This window comes from Nonomuraea sp. NPDC049480, assembly GCF_044465905.1.
Lineage (GTDB): Bacteria > Actinomycetota > Actinomycetes > Streptosporangiales > Streptosporangiaceae > Nonomuraea.
On record NZ_JBITMD010000003.1, the window covers coordinates 524646 to 539875 of the forward strand.

The following is a 15230-nucleotide window of genomic DNA, read 5'->3' on the forward strand; positions in this document are numbered from 1 at the left end:
TTGAACTCGCGCGTAGTACCGGAGGGGGACCGCGGTTACCGCGGGCCGCGATGGCGGGATGGGGGTCAGCGGGTGTAGCGGTGCTTGGCGCCCGGCGGGAAGTACTCAGGGTCGCCGGCTTCGCGCAGGCGGATGAACGGCATCTGCTGGGCCGGCGGCACGTACGCGGCGAACTCGCTGTTCAGCCGCAGGAGCTGGGTCAGGATCGACTCACCCACGGCCTGGGCCGTCTCGTCCGCCGGCTTCTCGCCCGGCATCAGCTCCACCGTCACCGTCAGGTGCCGGTCGTGGCGGGAGTCCTCCGTCACCTCCATCACGAACTTGCCCGTCACCGAGCCGCTGACCTCGGGCTGCTCCAGGCCGATCGCGATGTTCTCCGGATAGACGTTCGCGCCGTAGTAGGACACCGTGAAATGGCTGCGGCCGAACACGTACACGAACGGCCGCTCGGGGCTCGGCGCGGTGGGCGCGAAGCCGTGGCGCCGGACGAAGTCCAGCATGCGGTCGTACGGGATCACGCCGCCCTCGTCGGCGATGTGGTAGCGGATGAGCGGGATGCCGTTGTCGCCCGAGAAGAGCAGCGTGCCCTGGTGCTCCTCGAAGAAGCGCACCTCGGGGTCGTACTGGACGAGGGTCGGCAGCCTGGACTCGCCGAACAGCTCCCTGGCGATCCCCGGACGAGCCGACAGGAAACGGCGGATCTCGACCGAGAGCGTGGTCTCGTTGCCGAGGACGCCCGCGTCGGCGGTGCCGTACAGGGAGGCGATGCCGCGGACCGGATCCGCCATCCCGGCGCGCTCGGCGACCAGCGTGCGCCACTCCTCGCTGAACACCTCGCCCGCCGTGACCAGCTTGACGTTCCAGGCGGCCCAGGGGAGGTCCTCGGTGTCGATCACGTTCTTCAGGAACGGCGGGTAGCCGAGGAGCACCACCTGGTCGAAGTACGGGGCCAGCTCCGGCAGCACCCGCGCGATCTCCCTGCGGTCCGTGCCGGGGGCGACCACGGTGATCGGGTAGCCGCGTTCGGCCAGGTGACGGCAGCAGTTGATGGTGAACAGGCCGCCCACCCAGGTGCCGAGCGCGAAGCAGACCACGGCCAGCGTACGGTGCTCGCGGGCGGCGAAGGAGTCGCGGAAGACCTCTTCGAAGCGGGCGGCGATCACGCGTTCGTCCGACGCCGAGCGAGGCCAGAACGAGGGCTCGCCCGTCGAGCCCGACGACACCGCGACCATGTCGCCGATCACGCCGTCCCGGCAGAGGTCGGGCAGGGCATGGCGGTGGGTGTAGGTGTCCTTCGTGGTCATCGGCAACCGCTCGAAATCACCAAATGTCGTGATTTCTGCGGGATTGACGTTGTTCTCCGCCAGAAAGGCCCTGTAGGCGGGCACGGTCGCCGCCACCTGATGGAAGAGCTCAACCGGGTCCATCAGCCGACTGTACGGCGGTCAGTCCCCAGGACGCACCAGCCCCGTCTCGTACGCGAAGACGATCGCCTGCGCCCGGTCGCGCAGCCCCAGCTTCATCAGCACCCGCCCGACATGAGTCTTCACCGTCTGCTCCGCCACGAACAGCTTGTCCGCGATCTCCTGGTTGGACAGTGCCTGGGCCACCAGCGTGAGCACCTCGGTCTCGCGCTCGGTCAGCTCCGCCAGCCGCCGGCCCGCCGCCGGGCGGGGCGCGCCGAGCTTGGCGAACTCGTGGATCAGCCGCTTGGTGATCGCCGGGGCGATGAGCGCCTCCCCGGCCGCCACCACCCGCACCGCCTCGGCCAGCTGCGCCGCGGAGGCGTCCTTGAGCAGGAACCCGCTGGCCCCGGCCCGCAGCGCCTCGTAGACGTAGTCGTCCAGGTCGAACGTCGTCAGGATCAGCACCTTCGGCGACGGACGGCGCGACAGCAGCTCCCTCGTCGCCTCCAGCCCGTTCATGACCGGCATCCGCACGTCCATGAGCACCACGTCGGGAGCCAGAGCCACTGCCTGCTCGACGGCCTCCCTGCCGTTCGCCGCCTCGCCCACCACCTCGATGTCCGGCTGCGCGCTCAGGAACACGGTGAACCCCGTGCGCACCATCCCCTGGTCATCGGCGATCAGCACCCTGATCAAACGCTCCTCCTCGTCCGCGGGCGGGTGTGCCTCATCGAGCGGTCTCCTTCGTCCTTCGTCCTTCGTCCGGCTGGTCGGCAGGGGCACGAGGGGGTGTGTGCCTTCCTCATACGGAGGCCTTGCCGCCGGCGATCCTCATACGGAGGCCTTGCCGCCGGCGATCGGCAGTGTCGCGCGTACCTCGAAGCCTCCGCCCTGTGTCGGACCGGCGTCGAGCGTGCCGCCGAGCAGCGCCGCACGTTCCCGCATTCCGACCAGCCCTTGACCCGCCCCCGGTGGCCCGCTCTCCGCGGCGCCCGGCCCGTTGGCGATGCGCAGCCGCAGCTCGTCCCCGTCACGGACCAGGTCCACTGCCACGGCGGTACCCGGCGCGTGCCGCATCGCGTTGCTCAATGACTCCTGGACGATCCGGTACGCCGACAGCCCGACCGCGGGCGGGAGCCCGTCGAGCGATCCCGCCCGCTTCACCAGCACGGCCAGCCCGGCGGCGCGGGCGTTGGCGACCAGCTCGTCCACCCGGTCGAGCCCCGGCTGCGGTGTGGTGTCGGTGCGGCCGTCCTGGTCGCGCAGCACGCCCAGCACCTGCCGGAGCTCCGCGATCGCCTCCAGCGACAGCTGACGGATCTCCGCCAGCCCCGCCTCCAGCTGCGCGGGATCGCCCGCGGCCTTGAGGGGCACCGCCTCCGCCTGGATCGCGATCACCGACATGTGGTGCGCGACCACGTCGTGCAGCTCGCGGGCGATGCGGGTGCGCTCCTCCAGCACCGCCTGCGCGCCCTCGGCCAGCTGGGTGCGCCGCTCCTCCTCGATCAGCCGCGCCGTGGCGGTCCGCCTGATCCGGACGTTGTAGCCGAACAGCACCGCGATCGTCGCAAGGACCGTGACGAGCGGCATCGAGTTGGGATGGACGATCCAGGCCAGCAGGACCGTGATGATCCAGACCGCCAGCGTGATCTGCCGGTCGCAGCGGACGGCGACCGAGTAGAGGACCATCAGGTACGTCAAGACCGCCGGCATGGTGTAAGGCGGGTCGGCGGCACCGACGGCGATCGTCAGCCAGATGATGAACGGCATCACCACGATCGCGACCCGCCAGGCGGCCAGCGGCCACCGGTCGCGCAACGCCACGGGCAGCGCCACGGCCACGCCGGCGAGGTAGGCGAAGCCCTCCGGGATCGGCTCGGGGCCGCCTGAGGTGCGCGCGGCCGCGACGATCCAGTCGATCAGCGTTACGTGTGTCAGGCTGTACAAGTAGATGGCCAGCGCCAGCTCCGCCACCTGGATGAGGTTGTACGTCCTGAGCGGCACGAGCACGCCGATCCAGCGCGGCACGTTGAACGTCAGCCGCCGCGACTGGGGCGGCGGGTCGGCGTCACCCTGGAACAACGCCAGCCCGAACGGCCGCGCCACCGCCCACCCGGCCCTCCTCACCCTGTCCTGCCATCCCGGCCCCTGAGGACCGTGTCCACGCTCGCGCCGCCTCCACCACCCACGGCCGGGCCCGCGCCGCCCCGCCGATCCTCGACCGGCCCCCTTCCCGCCCACGTCCGGAATGACGTCGTCGGGGGCGTGCCCGTGCTCGCCCGGGGGAGCCTGATCGGTTCGGCGTCCGTGCACGCCGGGGGGAGCGTCGTCGGGTCCACGTCCGCGCACGCCCGGGGGAGCCTGATCGGTTCGGCGTCCGTGCACGCCCGGGGCCGTGTGGTCGGGCCCGCGTGCGTGCACGCCCGGGGGAGCGTGATCGGTTCCGAGACCGGGCGCGTCCGATAGCGCGTCGTCGAAGGCATGTCCGCCCGGCTGTGCGTGGCCGGACCCCTGGCCCGGCTCATCGGGGACGGTGCCGGGGTCGGATTCCGCGGGGACCCCTTCGCGCAGCCCGTCACCCGCCGACGGCTCCCGCAGACGATCACTCTCATCCGCCGGCGTCCGGTAGCGATCCTCGCCCTGTCCGGCGGGTGGCTCCTGGCGGGCGCCTGCATCGAGTGGGCCGGGAGCGGCCTGCTCGCGCTCCCGGCCGGAGTGGCGGCGGCCGAGGCCGAGGGCGCGGAGGACGGAGATCACCTGGTCAAGCCTACGTACACACTCCCGCGACGGCGTCACCCCAGGGGTTGATCTCACCCCTCACCCTCAGGTATCGCTTACATGATTACGATCGCCGTGAGCGAACATCAGCAAAGAAGGGAACAATGAGGGGCTCCAATGAATTGAGTCGGTATAACTCAACCCTTTGGAGTTCGCATGAGTGAGAGCTTGATCCTCCCGGTCCTGCCGCTCGACGACGAGGTCGTCCTGCCGGGCATGGTGGTTCCGCTGGACCTGTCCGACTCCGAGGTGCGCGCCGCCATAGACGCGGCCCGTGCATCCGGTGGCAACAAGCCACAGGTCCTCCTCGTTCCCCGGATTGACGGCCGCTACGGCGCGATCGGCGTGCAGGCCGTCGTTGAGCAGGTCGGGAGGTTGCCCGGCGGCGAGCCCGCCGCGGTGGTCCGCGGCGTCGACCGCGTCCGCGTGGGCACCGGCACGACCGGCCCCGGCGCCGCGCTCTGGGTGGAGGCCGACACGATCGACACCGTCGCCGCCGGCGAGCGCGCTCACGAGCTGGCCAAGGAGTACAAGGCCCTGGCCACCACGATTCTGCAGAAGCGCGGCGCCTGGCAGGTGGTCGACCAGGTCAACCAGATCGACGACCCGTCGGTGCTGGCCGACAGCTCCGGTTACACCCCCTGGCTCTCCACGGCGCAGAAGGTCGAGCTGCTCGAGGCCGCCGACCCGGCCGACCGGCTGGCCAAGCTGATCGAGTGGTCCCGCGAGCACCTCGCCGAACTCGACGTCGCCGAGACGATCCGCAAGGACGTCCAGGAGGGCATGGAGAAGCAGCAGCGTGAGTTCCTGCTGCGCCAGCAGCTCGCCGCCGTACGCAAGGAGCTCAAGGAGCTCAACGGCGACGCCGGGACCGAGGAAGAGGACTACCGGGCCCGCGTCGAGGCCGCCGACCTGCCGGAGAAGGTGCGCGAGGCCGCGCTCAAGGAGGTCGACAAGCTGGAGCGGACCTCCGAGCAGTCGCCCGAGACCGGCTGGATCCGTACCTGGCTGGACACCGTCCTCGATATCCCCTGGAACACCCGGACCGAGGACAACTACGACATCACGGGCGCACGGGGGGTGCTCGACGCCGACCACACCGGCCTGAAGGACGTGAAGGACCGCATCATCGAGCACCTGGCCGTGCGCAAGCGCCGCCAGGACAAGGGACTCGGCGTGGTGGGCGGCCGCCGCAGCGGCGCCGTGCTCGCCCTCGCCGGCCCTCCCGGGGTCGGCAAGACCTCCCTGGGCGAGTCCGTGGCCCGCGCGATGGGCCGCAAGTTCGTCCGCGTCGCGCTCGGCGGCGTACGCGACGAGGCGGAGATCCGCGGCCACCGGCGCACGTACGTCGGCGCGCTGCCGGGCCGCATCGTGCGCGCCATCCGCGAGGCCGGCTCCATGAACCCGGTCGTCCTGCTCGACGAGGTCGACAAGGTCGGCGCCGACTACCGCGGCGACCCCACGGCCGCGCTGCTGGAGGTGCTCGACCCGGCGCAGAACCACACGTTCCGCGACCACTACCTGGAGGTCGAGCTCGACCTGTCAGACGTGCTCTTCCTGGCCACGGCCAACGTCCTGGAGGCCATCCCCGGCCCGCTGCTGGACCGGATGGAGGTCGTCACGCTCGACGGCTACACCGAGGACGAGAAGGTCGCGATCGCCCGCGACCACCTGCTGCCGCGCCAGCTGGAGCTGGCCGGACTGACCGCCGGGGAGGTGACCGTCGAGGACGGCGCGCTGCGCAGGCTGGCCGCCGAGTACACCCGCGAGGCCGGCGTGCGCTCCCTGGAGCGGGCGGTCGCCAGGGTCCTGCGCAAGGTGGCGGCCAACGACGAGCTGCCCGTCACCGTCGGAGAGGGCGACCTGGTCGGCTACCTGGGGCGGCCGCGGTTCGTGCCGGAGTCGTCGCTGCCCGAGGCCACCCAGCGCACCTCGGTGCCGGGTGTCGCGACGGGCCTGGCGGTGACCGGCGCCGGCGGCGACGTCCTGTACGTCGAGGCGTCGCTGGCCGACCCGGAGACCGGCGAGACCGGCCTCACGCTGACCGGCCAGCTCGGCGACGTGATGAAGGAGTCGGCCCGGATCGCGCTGTCCTACCTGCGCTCGCACGGCGCGGAGCTGGAGCTGCCGGTCACCGCGCTGAAGGACCGCTCGGTGCACGTCCACTTCCCGGCGGGCGCCGTGCCCAAGGACGGTCCGTCGGCCGGCGTGACGCTGACGACCGCTCTGGCCTCGCTCCTGTCCGGGCGTCTGGTCCGCGGTGACGTGGCCATGACCGGCGAGATCTCGCTGACCGGGCGGGTCCTGCCGATCGGCGGCGTCAAGCAGAAGCTGCTGGCCGCGCACCGGGCGGGCATCACGACCGTCCTCATCCCGGCCCGCAACGAGCCGGACCTGGACGACGTGCCCGAGGAGGTCCGCGACGAGCTGACCATCCACGCGGTGAGCGACGTACGCGAGGTCCTCGACATCGCGCTCGCCCCGGCCGAGGTCAGGTCCACGGTCGCGGCCTGACCCCGCCTGCCGCCCGCCGCACCCGGAGCGATCCGGGCACGGCGGGCGGTCGCATGTCCGCGGCTCAGCCCGCGCCGTGGGAGTCGTCGGTGATCAGCAACGTCTCCAGCTCCTTCAGCAGCGCCACCGCTCGCTCGGCGTCCGCCGGATCCGGCACCGCCTGCCGTATCGCCTCGTCCACGGGCTGGGTCGCCCGCCGGAACAGCGCATGCATGGCGACGTCTGCCACCCGTACCCGGACGCGCCGCCCGTCGGCCGGATCGGGACCGGTCTCCAGCAGGCCGCGCTCGCGCATCCGGGCCACCGAGGCCGACACGTGGCTCTGCACGAACCCCGTACGGGCCTGGATCTCTCCGACCGAGCTGCCCGGGTGCCCCATGACGTCCTCGAAGACGGCCTCCTCCCCGGGCGTCAGCGGCGACCCCTCGGTCTCGCTCACCTCAGCCTTCGACAGCTCTTGCAGCCTGCGTCCCAGCCTTCTCAGCCTCGCGACATTCATGGTCACATATTACATCTCTACCGATGTATCGTTGACGATATGACTGAGCGGGCGACTGCCATGGCCGGGGGCACGGAGGCATGGTTGTCGCGGTGCGTGATTCGGATCACGAAACGGATGAGGAATAGGGAAATCTCACCGTGTCGTTAGCAACGGCGTGAACGAGGCATACGGGAACGACCACGGCGCCCATCGGGGCATCGCGTGTTGTCGCATGCGTATGGGGCGAATGCCGATCCGCTAGCCCAGACCGTCCGCCCGTTCCCCTCGAAGGTCATCATGATCACACCTGGTTTCGTGCTGCGCAGGCTCGCCCACCTGCCGTACCACCCCGGCACCCGCTGACCCCACCCCGCTCCGGCGATGTCCGTTTCCCGCGGCCCCGATCGTGGCCGCCCTCAGTCGTGGGGATTTTCCGTGATCCAGGCATACGGCCTGCGCAAACAGTACGGCGAGACCGTCGCGCTCGACGGCGTCGACCTGCACGTGCGCGAAGGCGAGATCTACGGCGTGCTCGGCCAGAGCGGCGCCGGCAAGAGCACCCTCCTGCGCTGCGTCAACCTGCTCGAACGCCCCACCGCGGGCACCGTCACCGTGGCCGGCCAGGACCTGACCGCGCTGCGCGACGCCGAGCTCAACCGGGCCAGGCAGCGCATCGGCATGATCCACCAGCACTTCGCGCTGCTCTCCTCGCGCACGGTCGCCGGCAACGTCGCCTTCCCGCTCGAGGTCATGGGCGTGCCCAGGGCCGAGCGCGAGCGCCGCGTCGCCGAGCTGCTGGAGCTGGTCGGGCTCGAAGGCCGCGGCAAGGACCGCCCCCACCAGCTGTCCGGCGGGCAGAAGCAGCGCGTCGGCATCGCCAGGGCGCTGGCCGGTAACCCGTCCGTGCTGCTGTCCGACGAGGCCACCTCCGCGCTCGACCCCGCCACCACGCAGTCGATCCTGGCGCTGCTGAAGCGGCTCAACGCCGAGCTGGGCCTGACGATCCTGCTCATCACCCACGAGATGCACGTCGTCAAGAGCGTCTGCGACTCCGTGGCCATCATGGCGCGCGGCCGCGTCGAGGAGTCCGGCGCCATCGCCGGCCTCCTCAGGACGCCGGGATCCCGTCTCACCAGGGATATCTTCCCGCTGCCCGAGCCCGCCCCGGCCGGCTCGGTGACGCTGACGTTCACCGGCGAACCGGGCCGGCCGCTGGTGTCGGAGGTCGTGCGGAAGTTCGACGTGGACCTGAACATCCTGGGCGGCTCGATCGAGGACCTGGCAGGCGGCTCCGCGGGCCGGCTGCGGATCGCGCTCGAGGGCGCGGACACCGGGGCCGCGCTCGCGTACCTGCGTGACTCGGGCCTGATCGTCGAGGAGGCCGCATGACCTGGGAGGAGATGCTGCCGCTGCTCTGGCCGGCGACGCTGGAGACGGCACAGATGGTCGGCTGGGCGACGCTGTTCACCGTGCTGCTCGGCCTGCCGCTCGGCGTGGCGCTCGTGGTGTTCGACCGGGACGGGCTGCGGCCGATGCCGGTGCTGAAGCCGGCGCTCGGGTTCTTGGTCAACATCGGGCGGTCGCTGCCGTTCATCGTGCTGATGATCGCGATCATCCCCTTCACCCGGCTCGTCGTCGGGACCACCATCGGGACCGCCGCCTTCGTGGTGCCGCTCACGGCCGGCGCGGTGCCGTTCTTCGCCCGGCTGGTCGAGACCGCGCTGAGGGAGGTCGGCGCGGACGTCGTCCAGGCGGCCCAGGCCATGGGCGCGAGCCGGACCGCCATCGTGCGCAAGGTCCTGCTGCCCGAGGCCCTGCCGGGGCTGGTGGCGGGGCTGACCGTGACCGTCGTCGCGCTCATCGGCTACTCGGCCATGGCCGGCACGCTCGGCGGGGGCGGGCTCGGCGACCTGGCCGTCCGGTACGGGTACCAGCGGTTCGAGACCCTGCTGATGATCGTGACGGTCGTGCTGCTCCTCGTCATCGTGCAACTCATGCAGAGCCTGGGCGACTGGGTCGCTCGGCGCCTATCTCCCAAGTAGCGAATCAAGGAACAATCATGAAGATTCATCGTATTGCGGGTGCTGTCGCGCTCTCTCTGTTGCTCGCCGCATGCGGTACGTCGCAGACCGCCACCAACACCGCCGCCGAAGGCGCCGACACCGTGCTCAAGGTGGGCGCCAGCCCGGTGCCGCATGCCGAGATCCTCAACTACGTCAAGCAGAACCTGGCCCCGGCCGCCGGGCTCAAGCTGGAGGTCGTCGAGTTCACCGACTACGTCCAGCCGAACGTGCAGCTCGACGAGGGCCGGCTGACCGCGAACTTCTTCCAGCACAAGCCGTACCTCGACGACTTCAACGCCTCCAAGGGCACGGAGCTGAGTTTCGTCGCCCCGGTCCACCTGGAACCGCTCGGCCTGTACTCCAAGAAGATCACTGCGCTGTCCGCCCTGGCGAGCGGCGCGACCGTGGCCGTGCCCAACGACGCCACGAACCTGGGCCGCGCGCTCAAGCTGCTCGCCGACAACGGCTTCGTCAAGCTCAAGGACGGCGCGGGCACCGCGGCGACCGAGCGCGACGTGGTGGAGAACCCGAAGAACCTGCGGTTCAAGGCGCTGGAGGCGGCCCAGCTGCCGCGCTCACTCGACGACGTCGACGCCGCGGTGGTCAACGGCAACTACGCCATCGAGGCCGGGCTCAAGCCCGCCACGCAGGCCCTGGCGCTGGAGAAGACCGAGGGCAATCCGTACGTCAACGGCCTCGTCGTCCAGGCCGGTCACGAGAAGGACGCCAACGTCGTCACCCTCGGCAAGCTCCTGCAGGACCCGAAGGTCAAGGACTTCATCCAGCAGAAGTACGCGGGCTCGGTGATCGCCGCCGAATGATCGCCGGAAAATGATATTGAAAATCCTGGTGTTGGTCGGCAATATCATCTTGTCTCGCGTTTTGTCGCGTTAAGTGAATTGAAAGTACTGCGCAATGCGGCGGACGTACGAAAGCGGGGTCAGCAAAACCTCTCCCGAGGAGGACCCAAAGTGCGATTCGTTTCACGAATCCTGCTCGGCGTCACCGTCGCCACGCTCGTGGCGATCGGCGCGCCGGTCGCCGCCAACGCGGCGACCGCATCCGCGACGTCCGCCGCGAGCTCGTACGACGCGTGGGGACCCTATTTCTCCGGCGATCACAAGGCCAAGGCCTACGGCCACGTCAGCGTCGAGGAGAAGAAGTTCAAGCACTGGTTCTGGAAGTGGGTCACGGTCAAGAAGCAGACCTGCTGGAAGGACAAGAAGGGCGACAAACACTGCAAGTGGGTCGTGAAGAAGATCAAGAAGAAGTTCTGGGAGTGGCGCTACGACCACTTCTTCAAGGTCCACAGCACGCTTCACAACTACAAGTGGTGGGGCAAGAAGAAGTGCGCGTGGGAGACGTTCAAGGTCGTGAACAAGGACGGCTCGGCGTATTTCAAGCGCTTCTCCAACTGCTCCAAGCACCCGAAGGGCTTCACCTTCTACGGTAAGAACGCCGCCCACATCTACGTGGACGTGAGCCGCGGCACCTGGTCCCACCCGACCGGCCACCACTCCGGCTGGCAGGACGTCTACCACGCGGCCGCCTGATCCCTCTTTTCCGGAGCCGCGACCTCAACGGCGAGGTCGCGGCTTCGCCGTGCTGGCGGGGCGGACGATCAACCGCATACTGTTCCGTCATGCATCCGGGAGCCATCGCAGCAGTCACCCCAGACAAGCCCGCAGTGATCATGGCGGGCTCCGGACGGATCATCACCTACCGCGAGCTGGACGAGGAGTCGAACCGGCTGGCCCACCTGTTCCGCGCGGCCGGGCTGCGGCCCGGCGACCACATCGCCTTCATGCTCGCCAACCACCCCCTGTTCCTGGCCGTGGCCTGGGCCGCGCACCGCTCGGGCCTGTACTACACGCCGATCAGCTCCCGGCTGCAGACCGCCGAGCTGGCCTACATCGTCGAGAACTGCGGCGCCCGGGCGTTCGTCTCGAGCGCCGACCTGGCGGGCGTCGCCACTTCGATCATCGACGCCACACCCGGGGTCGAGCTGCGCCTCATGATCGACGGTACGGCCGGGGGCTTCACGTCGTACGAGCAGGCGGTCGCAGGCCGGCCGGTCACCCCGGTCGACGACGAGTGCGCCGGCGCCGACATGCTCTACTCCTCGGGCACCACCGGCCGCCCGAAGGGCGTCAAGCTGGCCGCCACGCACGGGCCGCTCACCGAGCCCGGCATGCTGCTCAAGCTCGTCGAGGCGCTGTTCACGCCCTCCGGCGACAGCGTCTACCTCTCGCCCGCACCCCTCTACCACGCCGCCCCGCTGCGCTACAGCATGACGTTCCAGCGGCTGGGCGCCACGGTGGTGGTGATGGAGCGCTTCGACCCCGAGCGCTATCTCCAGGCGGTCGAGCAGTACGGGGTGACGCACTCGCAGCTGGTGCCCACGATGTTCATCAAGATGCTGAAGCTGCCAGAGGAAACCCGAACAAAATACGATATTTCATCGCTTAGGTGTGCGATCCATGCCGCGGCCCCCTGTCCCGTCCCCGTCAAGGAGCAGATGATCGACTGGTGGGGCCCGATCATCCACGAGTACTACGCCGGCACCGAGGGCAACGGCTTCCTCTACGTCGGCTCGGAGGACTGGCTCCAGCACAGGGGCACGGTCGGCCGCTCGTTGTTCGGCATCGTGCACATCTGCGACGAGGAGGGCGACGACCTGCCGCCCGGCGAGCGCGGCACGATCTACTTCGAGAGCGGCGGCGCTTTCGAATACCACGGTGATCCCGGCAGGACCCGCGCCGCCCAGGATCCCAGGGGCCGGGGCTGGACCACGCTGGGCGACATCGGTTACCTGGACGAGGACGGCTTCCTGTACCTCACCGACCGCCGCTCGTACATGATCATCTCCGGTGGCGTGAACATCTATCCGCAGGAGGCCGAGAACGTGCTGTCGGTGCACCCCAAAGTGGCCGACGTGGCGGTGTTCGGGGTGCCCGACGAGGAGATGGGGGAGCAGGTCAAGGCCGTGGTCGAGCCGCTGTCCATGGCCGAGGCGGGCCCGGAGCTGGAGGCGGAGCTGATCGCGTACTGCCGTGAGCGCCTGGCCCACTACAAGTGCCCCAAGTCCGTCGACTTCCGGCCCGAACTGCCCCGCCACCCCACGGGCAAGCTCTACAAGCGCCTGCTCAGGGAAGAATACTGGTCGGCCCGGACCTGAGCCCCGAAGGCGGTTGTCGCCCCCGGCCGGGCGGCGGCCACGATGCTGTCCGTATGAACAGTGGCCGTCGCCTGACGTCGCCGGTCGCGATCGGACTGGCAGGGAACATGGTGACCAGCGCGGTCGAGGTGGACGCCTGGTGGTGGATGTGCCGCTGCGGACCGTTGGGCGAATGGAGGCGGTGCGAAGAGCGTCAAGCGGCCGGGAGCCGCCGCTCGTCAGCGGCATAAGGTCGTCCTCCCGGGTAGAGGATGCGTATGGCGAAGCTGATGGATCGAGTACGCAGATATCTGCACAGCCCGCAGGGCAGGCAGACGGTTGAGAAGGCGAAGCGGATGGCTCGTGACCCGAAGACGCAGCAGACGGCGCGGCGCTGGTTGAGCAAGCTACGGCGCCACTGAGCGTCTGCGATTCTCTCTATTTACCTGATTATTTCCGGCAAATCGGGCGGGCGTGGCCGTGGCGGGCCGTCCGCGTGCTTACCCAGAGGGAGGAGAGGTGCTTGGCCCGCCGGGCTCTGTCCACTCCCGGAAGGGAACGGGGCGGGCACCGTGCGCCGGTCGGGCACACGGCTGGAAGTCTTTGAGGTTTCTTCGCCGTGCCGGTGGGCCGCCTCTTGGATCTGTCCCGCGCCGCCGGTCGGGGGTGCAGGCCGGTTCGGGCGCGGCGGAGGACCTCAGAGGCTGTGGCCAGTTCGGCGAAGCGGGCATCGGCGGGTGTGATACCGGTCGGCAGCCGTTGCCGGCGTTCGCGTGCGGCGGCCACGTGTTCGCGCTCGGCCCAGCACGCGGTGGCGGTGGGCTCGATCGAGCTCCTGCCGCTGCGAATCCGGGATGGGCGCCGCGACCGGCGTCTTTCGGCCCGTCATCCCTCGCGTGGGGTACAAGCTCGTGCTTCGATGTTGCTTCGTCCGTACATCGCATGATCGCACGATGAGAGGTTGCCCATGCCGGATCTTGACGACCCGACCGCCACGTTCCAGGAGTTCGACCGCGACGGGGACGGATACATCACGCGCGAGGAGTTCGCGCTCGCGATGAACGCGCGCGGCGATGAGGTCACCGCCGCCGAGCTCGACTCGATCTTCAAGGTCTCGGACGAGCACGATGGGGACGTGGACGGGCGTATCTCGTTGGCGGAGTTCCTGGCGGCCTGGAATAAGTGACGGCGCGCTTGCCTACCGTAAACGATCACCCGGTCGCCCCGGTAGGCAGGCACCCGGTAGTACCGGCGCGCGTACTCCGGCTGGGACTTGCCGTCTCTGAACCTCTTGCTGCCCCGCGCCAACTGGGCCTGCGCCGGCGGGCGGTGGTGCGGCGGTTCTCGCGGGGCGCGAATGGGACGACGTTCCCAACCCATTCAGGCGGCCGGCGCGGAGTGACCATGGTTCCAACCAGCGGCGATATGGGGTCCGTGAGCCTTCTCATACTGCTCTGATCAGCGCCTTAACCAGGTCTTACGCGCCTCTTGCGACCCTAGAGTCATCGGGACCTAGGGAGTGACAGATGGACGCGAACGAGCCTCGCGAGCAGGGCACCGGGTGGAGCCAGTTCGGCGCGACCCCACCGGCCGCCGGGGGCTTCCCCCGGCGGGACACGATCATCATGGACCAGCCGCCGCCGCCACCGCCCGCGCCCCCGAGGAAGCAGGCGTTCTTCGGGAGCAAGGCCGTGGCCGGGCTCGCCCTGGCCGCCACCGCCATCGGGGGCGGCGTCGTGGGGGCCGTCGTCGCCAACGCCTTCCAGCCGGACCCGGTCTCCGTGACGACCACCACCAACTCCAACACCGGCACGCCGAGCCCGGCCTTCAAGACCACCTCCACCGAGCTCACCGTCGCCCAGGTGGCGGCGAAGGTGCAGCCGAGCGTCGTGATGATCCAGGGTCAGACCGGCGAGGGATCCGGCGTGGTGCTGTCGGAGGACGGGCTCATCTTGACGAACAACCACGTGGTCGTGGGTGCGGGGCAGGGCGGGCAGATGACCGTCAAGTTCAGCGACGGCAAGACGGCCAAGGCGAGCGTGGTCGGCACCGACCCGGCCACCGACCTGGCCGTCATCCGTGCCGAGGGCGTCTCCGGACTGACCAAGGCCACGCTCGGCAACAGCGACCTGCTGAAGGTCGGCGACGACGTACTGGCCATCGGAAGCCCGCTCGGCCTCGACGGGTCCGTGACGAGGGGCATCGTCAGCGCGCTCGACCGCACGCTCACCGTCGGTGGCGAGCAGAACCAGCAGGTCCCCCCGGGCTGGGGTCAGCAGCAGCAGAGCCAGGGGAACGCGCCCACCACGATCGGCGGCGCCATCCAGACCGACGCCTCGATCAACCCGGGCAACTCCGGCGGCGCGCTGGTGAACGCGGCCGGCGAGCTCGTCGGCATCAACACCGCGATCGCCTCGGACGCCGCGGGCGGCGGCGTCGGCTTCGCCATCCCGGTCAACACCGCCAAGCAGGTGTCCGACCAGCTCATCAGCACCGGCAAGGTCACCCACGCCTTCCTCGGCGTGAGCGTCACGGACGCGACCGGCGACGCGCCGGGGGCCCTCGTCAGGGAGATCACCGCCGGCAGCCCGGCGGAGAAGGCCGGTCTGAAGCAAGGCGATCTCATTACCAAAATCAATGACAAGGTGGTTGACGGAGGAGATACCGTAGTTGGGCAGGTCAGAGGTTTCAAACCTGGTCAACAGGTCAAGATCACATATATGAGGGACGGGCAGACGAACGAGGTCACCGTCACCCTCCAAGAGAAGAAATAACAGGACCCCCTCATGGACGGGTGTGCCGTTGAGATCGCTGCGGACTCGGCGGCACAC

The 15230-nt window shown here is 69.6% G+C and carries 13 protein-coding genes; 9 read left to right on the forward strand and 4 right to left on the reverse strand.

Annotation, left to right across the window (positions count from 1 at the left end; all coding sequences use genetic code 11):
• Window positions 1-65: 65 nt before the first annotated feature.
• The 3 genes from ACIBX3_RS12160 to ACIBX3_RS12170 form a co-directional block, all read right to left on the reverse strand.
• Window positions 66-1427 (reverse strand): phenylacetate--CoA ligase family protein, encoded by a 1362-nt coding sequence (locus ACIBX3_RS12160; RefSeq protein ID WP_397115955.1) that lies wholly within the window; start codon window positions 1425-1427, stop codon window positions 66-68.
• Window positions 1428-1445: 18 nt separating this feature from the next.
• Entirely contained in the window at window positions 1446-2102 is a 657-nt protein-coding gene (locus ACIBX3_RS12165; RefSeq protein ID WP_397115957.1) for a response regulator, read from the reverse strand.
• Between the two features lie 135 nt (window positions 2103-2237).
• On the reverse strand, window positions 2238-3512 hold the full coding sequence (locus ACIBX3_RS12170; RefSeq protein WP_397115959.1) for a sensor histidine kinase: 1275 nt from the start codon (window positions 3510-3512) through the stop codon (window positions 2238-2240).
• Window positions 3513-3887: 375 nt separating this feature from the next.
• Here ACIBX3_RS12170 and ACIBX3_RS12175 point away from each other — a divergent pair, with 375 nt between their 5' ends.
• Both ACIBX3_RS12175 and lon read left to right on the forward strand, forming a co-directional pair.
• Window positions 3888-4214 carry a hypothetical protein gene (locus ACIBX3_RS12175; RefSeq protein WP_397115961.1) on the forward strand — a complete coding sequence of 109 codons (327 nt, stop codon included), beginning with the start codon at window positions 3888-3890 and terminating at the stop codon, window positions 4212-4214.
• 126 nt (window positions 4215-4340) lie between these two features.
• The gene (gene lon, locus ACIBX3_RS12180) at window positions 4341-6698 is read left to right on the forward strand and encodes an endopeptidase La (RefSeq protein ID WP_397115963.1); all 2358 of its coding nucleotides are present in this window, start codon (window positions 4341-4343) and stop codon (window positions 6696-6698) included.
• 64 nt (window positions 6699-6762) lie between these two features.
• Here lon and ACIBX3_RS12185 read toward each other — a convergent pair whose 3' ends face one another.
• Window positions 6763-7197 carry a MarR family transcriptional regulator gene (locus ACIBX3_RS12185; protein WP_397115965.1) on the reverse strand — a complete coding sequence of 145 codons (435 nt, stop codon included), beginning with the start codon at window positions 7195-7197 and terminating at the stop codon, window positions 6763-6765.
• Between the two features lie 417 nt (window positions 7198-7614).
• On the opposite strand from ACIBX3_RS12185, the gene ACIBX3_RS12190 reads away from it, so the two are divergent.
• The 7 genes from ACIBX3_RS12190 to ACIBX3_RS12220 all read left to right on the forward strand — a co-directional run bounded on the left by ACIBX3_RS12190 (window position 7615) and on the right by ACIBX3_RS12220 (window position 15173).
• A complete protein-coding gene (locus ACIBX3_RS12190; protein WP_397115967.1) occupies window positions 7615-8568 on the forward strand; it encodes a methionine ABC transporter ATP-binding protein in 954 nt (317 codons plus the stop codon).
• A complete protein-coding gene (locus tag ACIBX3_RS12195) occupies window positions 8565-9221 on the forward strand; it encodes a methionine ABC transporter permease (protein WP_397115969.1) in 657 nt (218 codons plus the stop codon). The genes ACIBX3_RS12190 and ACIBX3_RS12195 overlap by 4 nt, the downstream gene beginning before the upstream one ends.
• 17 nt (window positions 9222-9238) lie before the next feature.
• A complete protein-coding gene (locus tag ACIBX3_RS12200) occupies window positions 9239-10063 on the forward strand; it encodes a MetQ/NlpA family ABC transporter substrate-binding protein (RefSeq protein ID WP_397115971.1) in 825 nt (274 codons plus the stop codon).
• A gap of 150 nt (window positions 10064-10213) precedes the next feature.
• Window positions 10214-10795, forward strand: coding sequence for a hypothetical protein (locus ACIBX3_RS12205; RefSeq protein ID WP_397115973.1), 582 nt, complete (start codon window positions 10214-10216; stop codon window positions 10793-10795).
• Between the two features lie 89 nt (window positions 10796-10884).
• The gene (locus ACIBX3_RS12210; protein ID WP_397115974.1) at window positions 10885-12420 is read left to right on the forward strand and encodes an AMP-binding protein; all 1536 of its coding nucleotides are present in this window, start codon (window positions 10885-10887) and stop codon (window positions 12418-12420) included.
• A 946-nt stretch (window positions 12421-13366) separates the two neighbouring features.
• On the forward strand, window positions 13367-13585 hold the full coding sequence (locus ACIBX3_RS12215; protein WP_397115975.1) for an EF-hand domain-containing protein: 219 nt from the start codon (window positions 13367-13369) through the stop codon (window positions 13583-13585).
• Between the two features lie 340 nt (window positions 13586-13925).
• The gene (locus tag ACIBX3_RS12220) at window positions 13926-15173 is read left to right on the forward strand and encodes a S1C family serine protease (RefSeq protein ID WP_397115977.1); all 1248 of its coding nucleotides are present in this window, start codon (window positions 13926-13928) and stop codon (window positions 15171-15173) included.
• Window positions 15174-15230: the final 57 nt, after the last annotated feature.

Bases quoted from the DNA above. Each gene is read 5' to 3' on its own strand.
- ACIBX3_RS12160 (WP_397115955.1), bottom strand. From the start codon at position 1,427: ATGGACCCGGTTGAGCTCTTCCATCAGGTGGCGGCGACCGTGCCCGCC.
- ACIBX3_RS12175 (WP_397115961.1), top strand. From the start codon at position 3,888: ATGTCCGCCCGGCTGTGCGTGGCCGGACCCCTGGCCCGGCTCATCGGG.
- lon (WP_397115963.1), top strand. From the start codon at position 4,341: ATGAGTGAGAGCTTGATCCTCCCGGTCCTGCCGCTCGACGACGAGGTC.
- ACIBX3_RS12185 (WP_397115965.1), bottom strand. From the start codon at position 7,197: ATGAATGTCGCGAGGCTGAGAAGGCTGGGACGCAGGCTGCAAGAGCTG.
- ACIBX3_RS12195 (WP_397115969.1), top strand. From the start codon at position 8,565: ATGACCTGGGAGGAGATGCTGCCGCTGCTCTGGCCGGCGACGCTGGAG.
- ACIBX3_RS12200 (WP_397115971.1), top strand. From the start codon at position 9,239: ATGAAGATTCATCGTATTGCGGGTGCTGTCGCGCTCTCTCTGTTGCTC.
- ACIBX3_RS12210 (WP_397115974.1), top strand. From the start codon at position 10,885: ATGCATCCGGGAGCCATCGCAGCAGTCACCCCAGACAAGCCCGCAGTG.
- ACIBX3_RS12215 (WP_397115975.1), top strand. From the start codon at position 13,367: ATGCCGGATCTTGACGACCCGACCGCCACGTTCCAGGAGTTCGACCGC.
- ACIBX3_RS12220 (WP_397115977.1), top strand. From the start codon at position 13,926: ATGGACGCGAACGAGCCTCGCGAGCAGGGCACCGGGTGGAGCCAGTTC.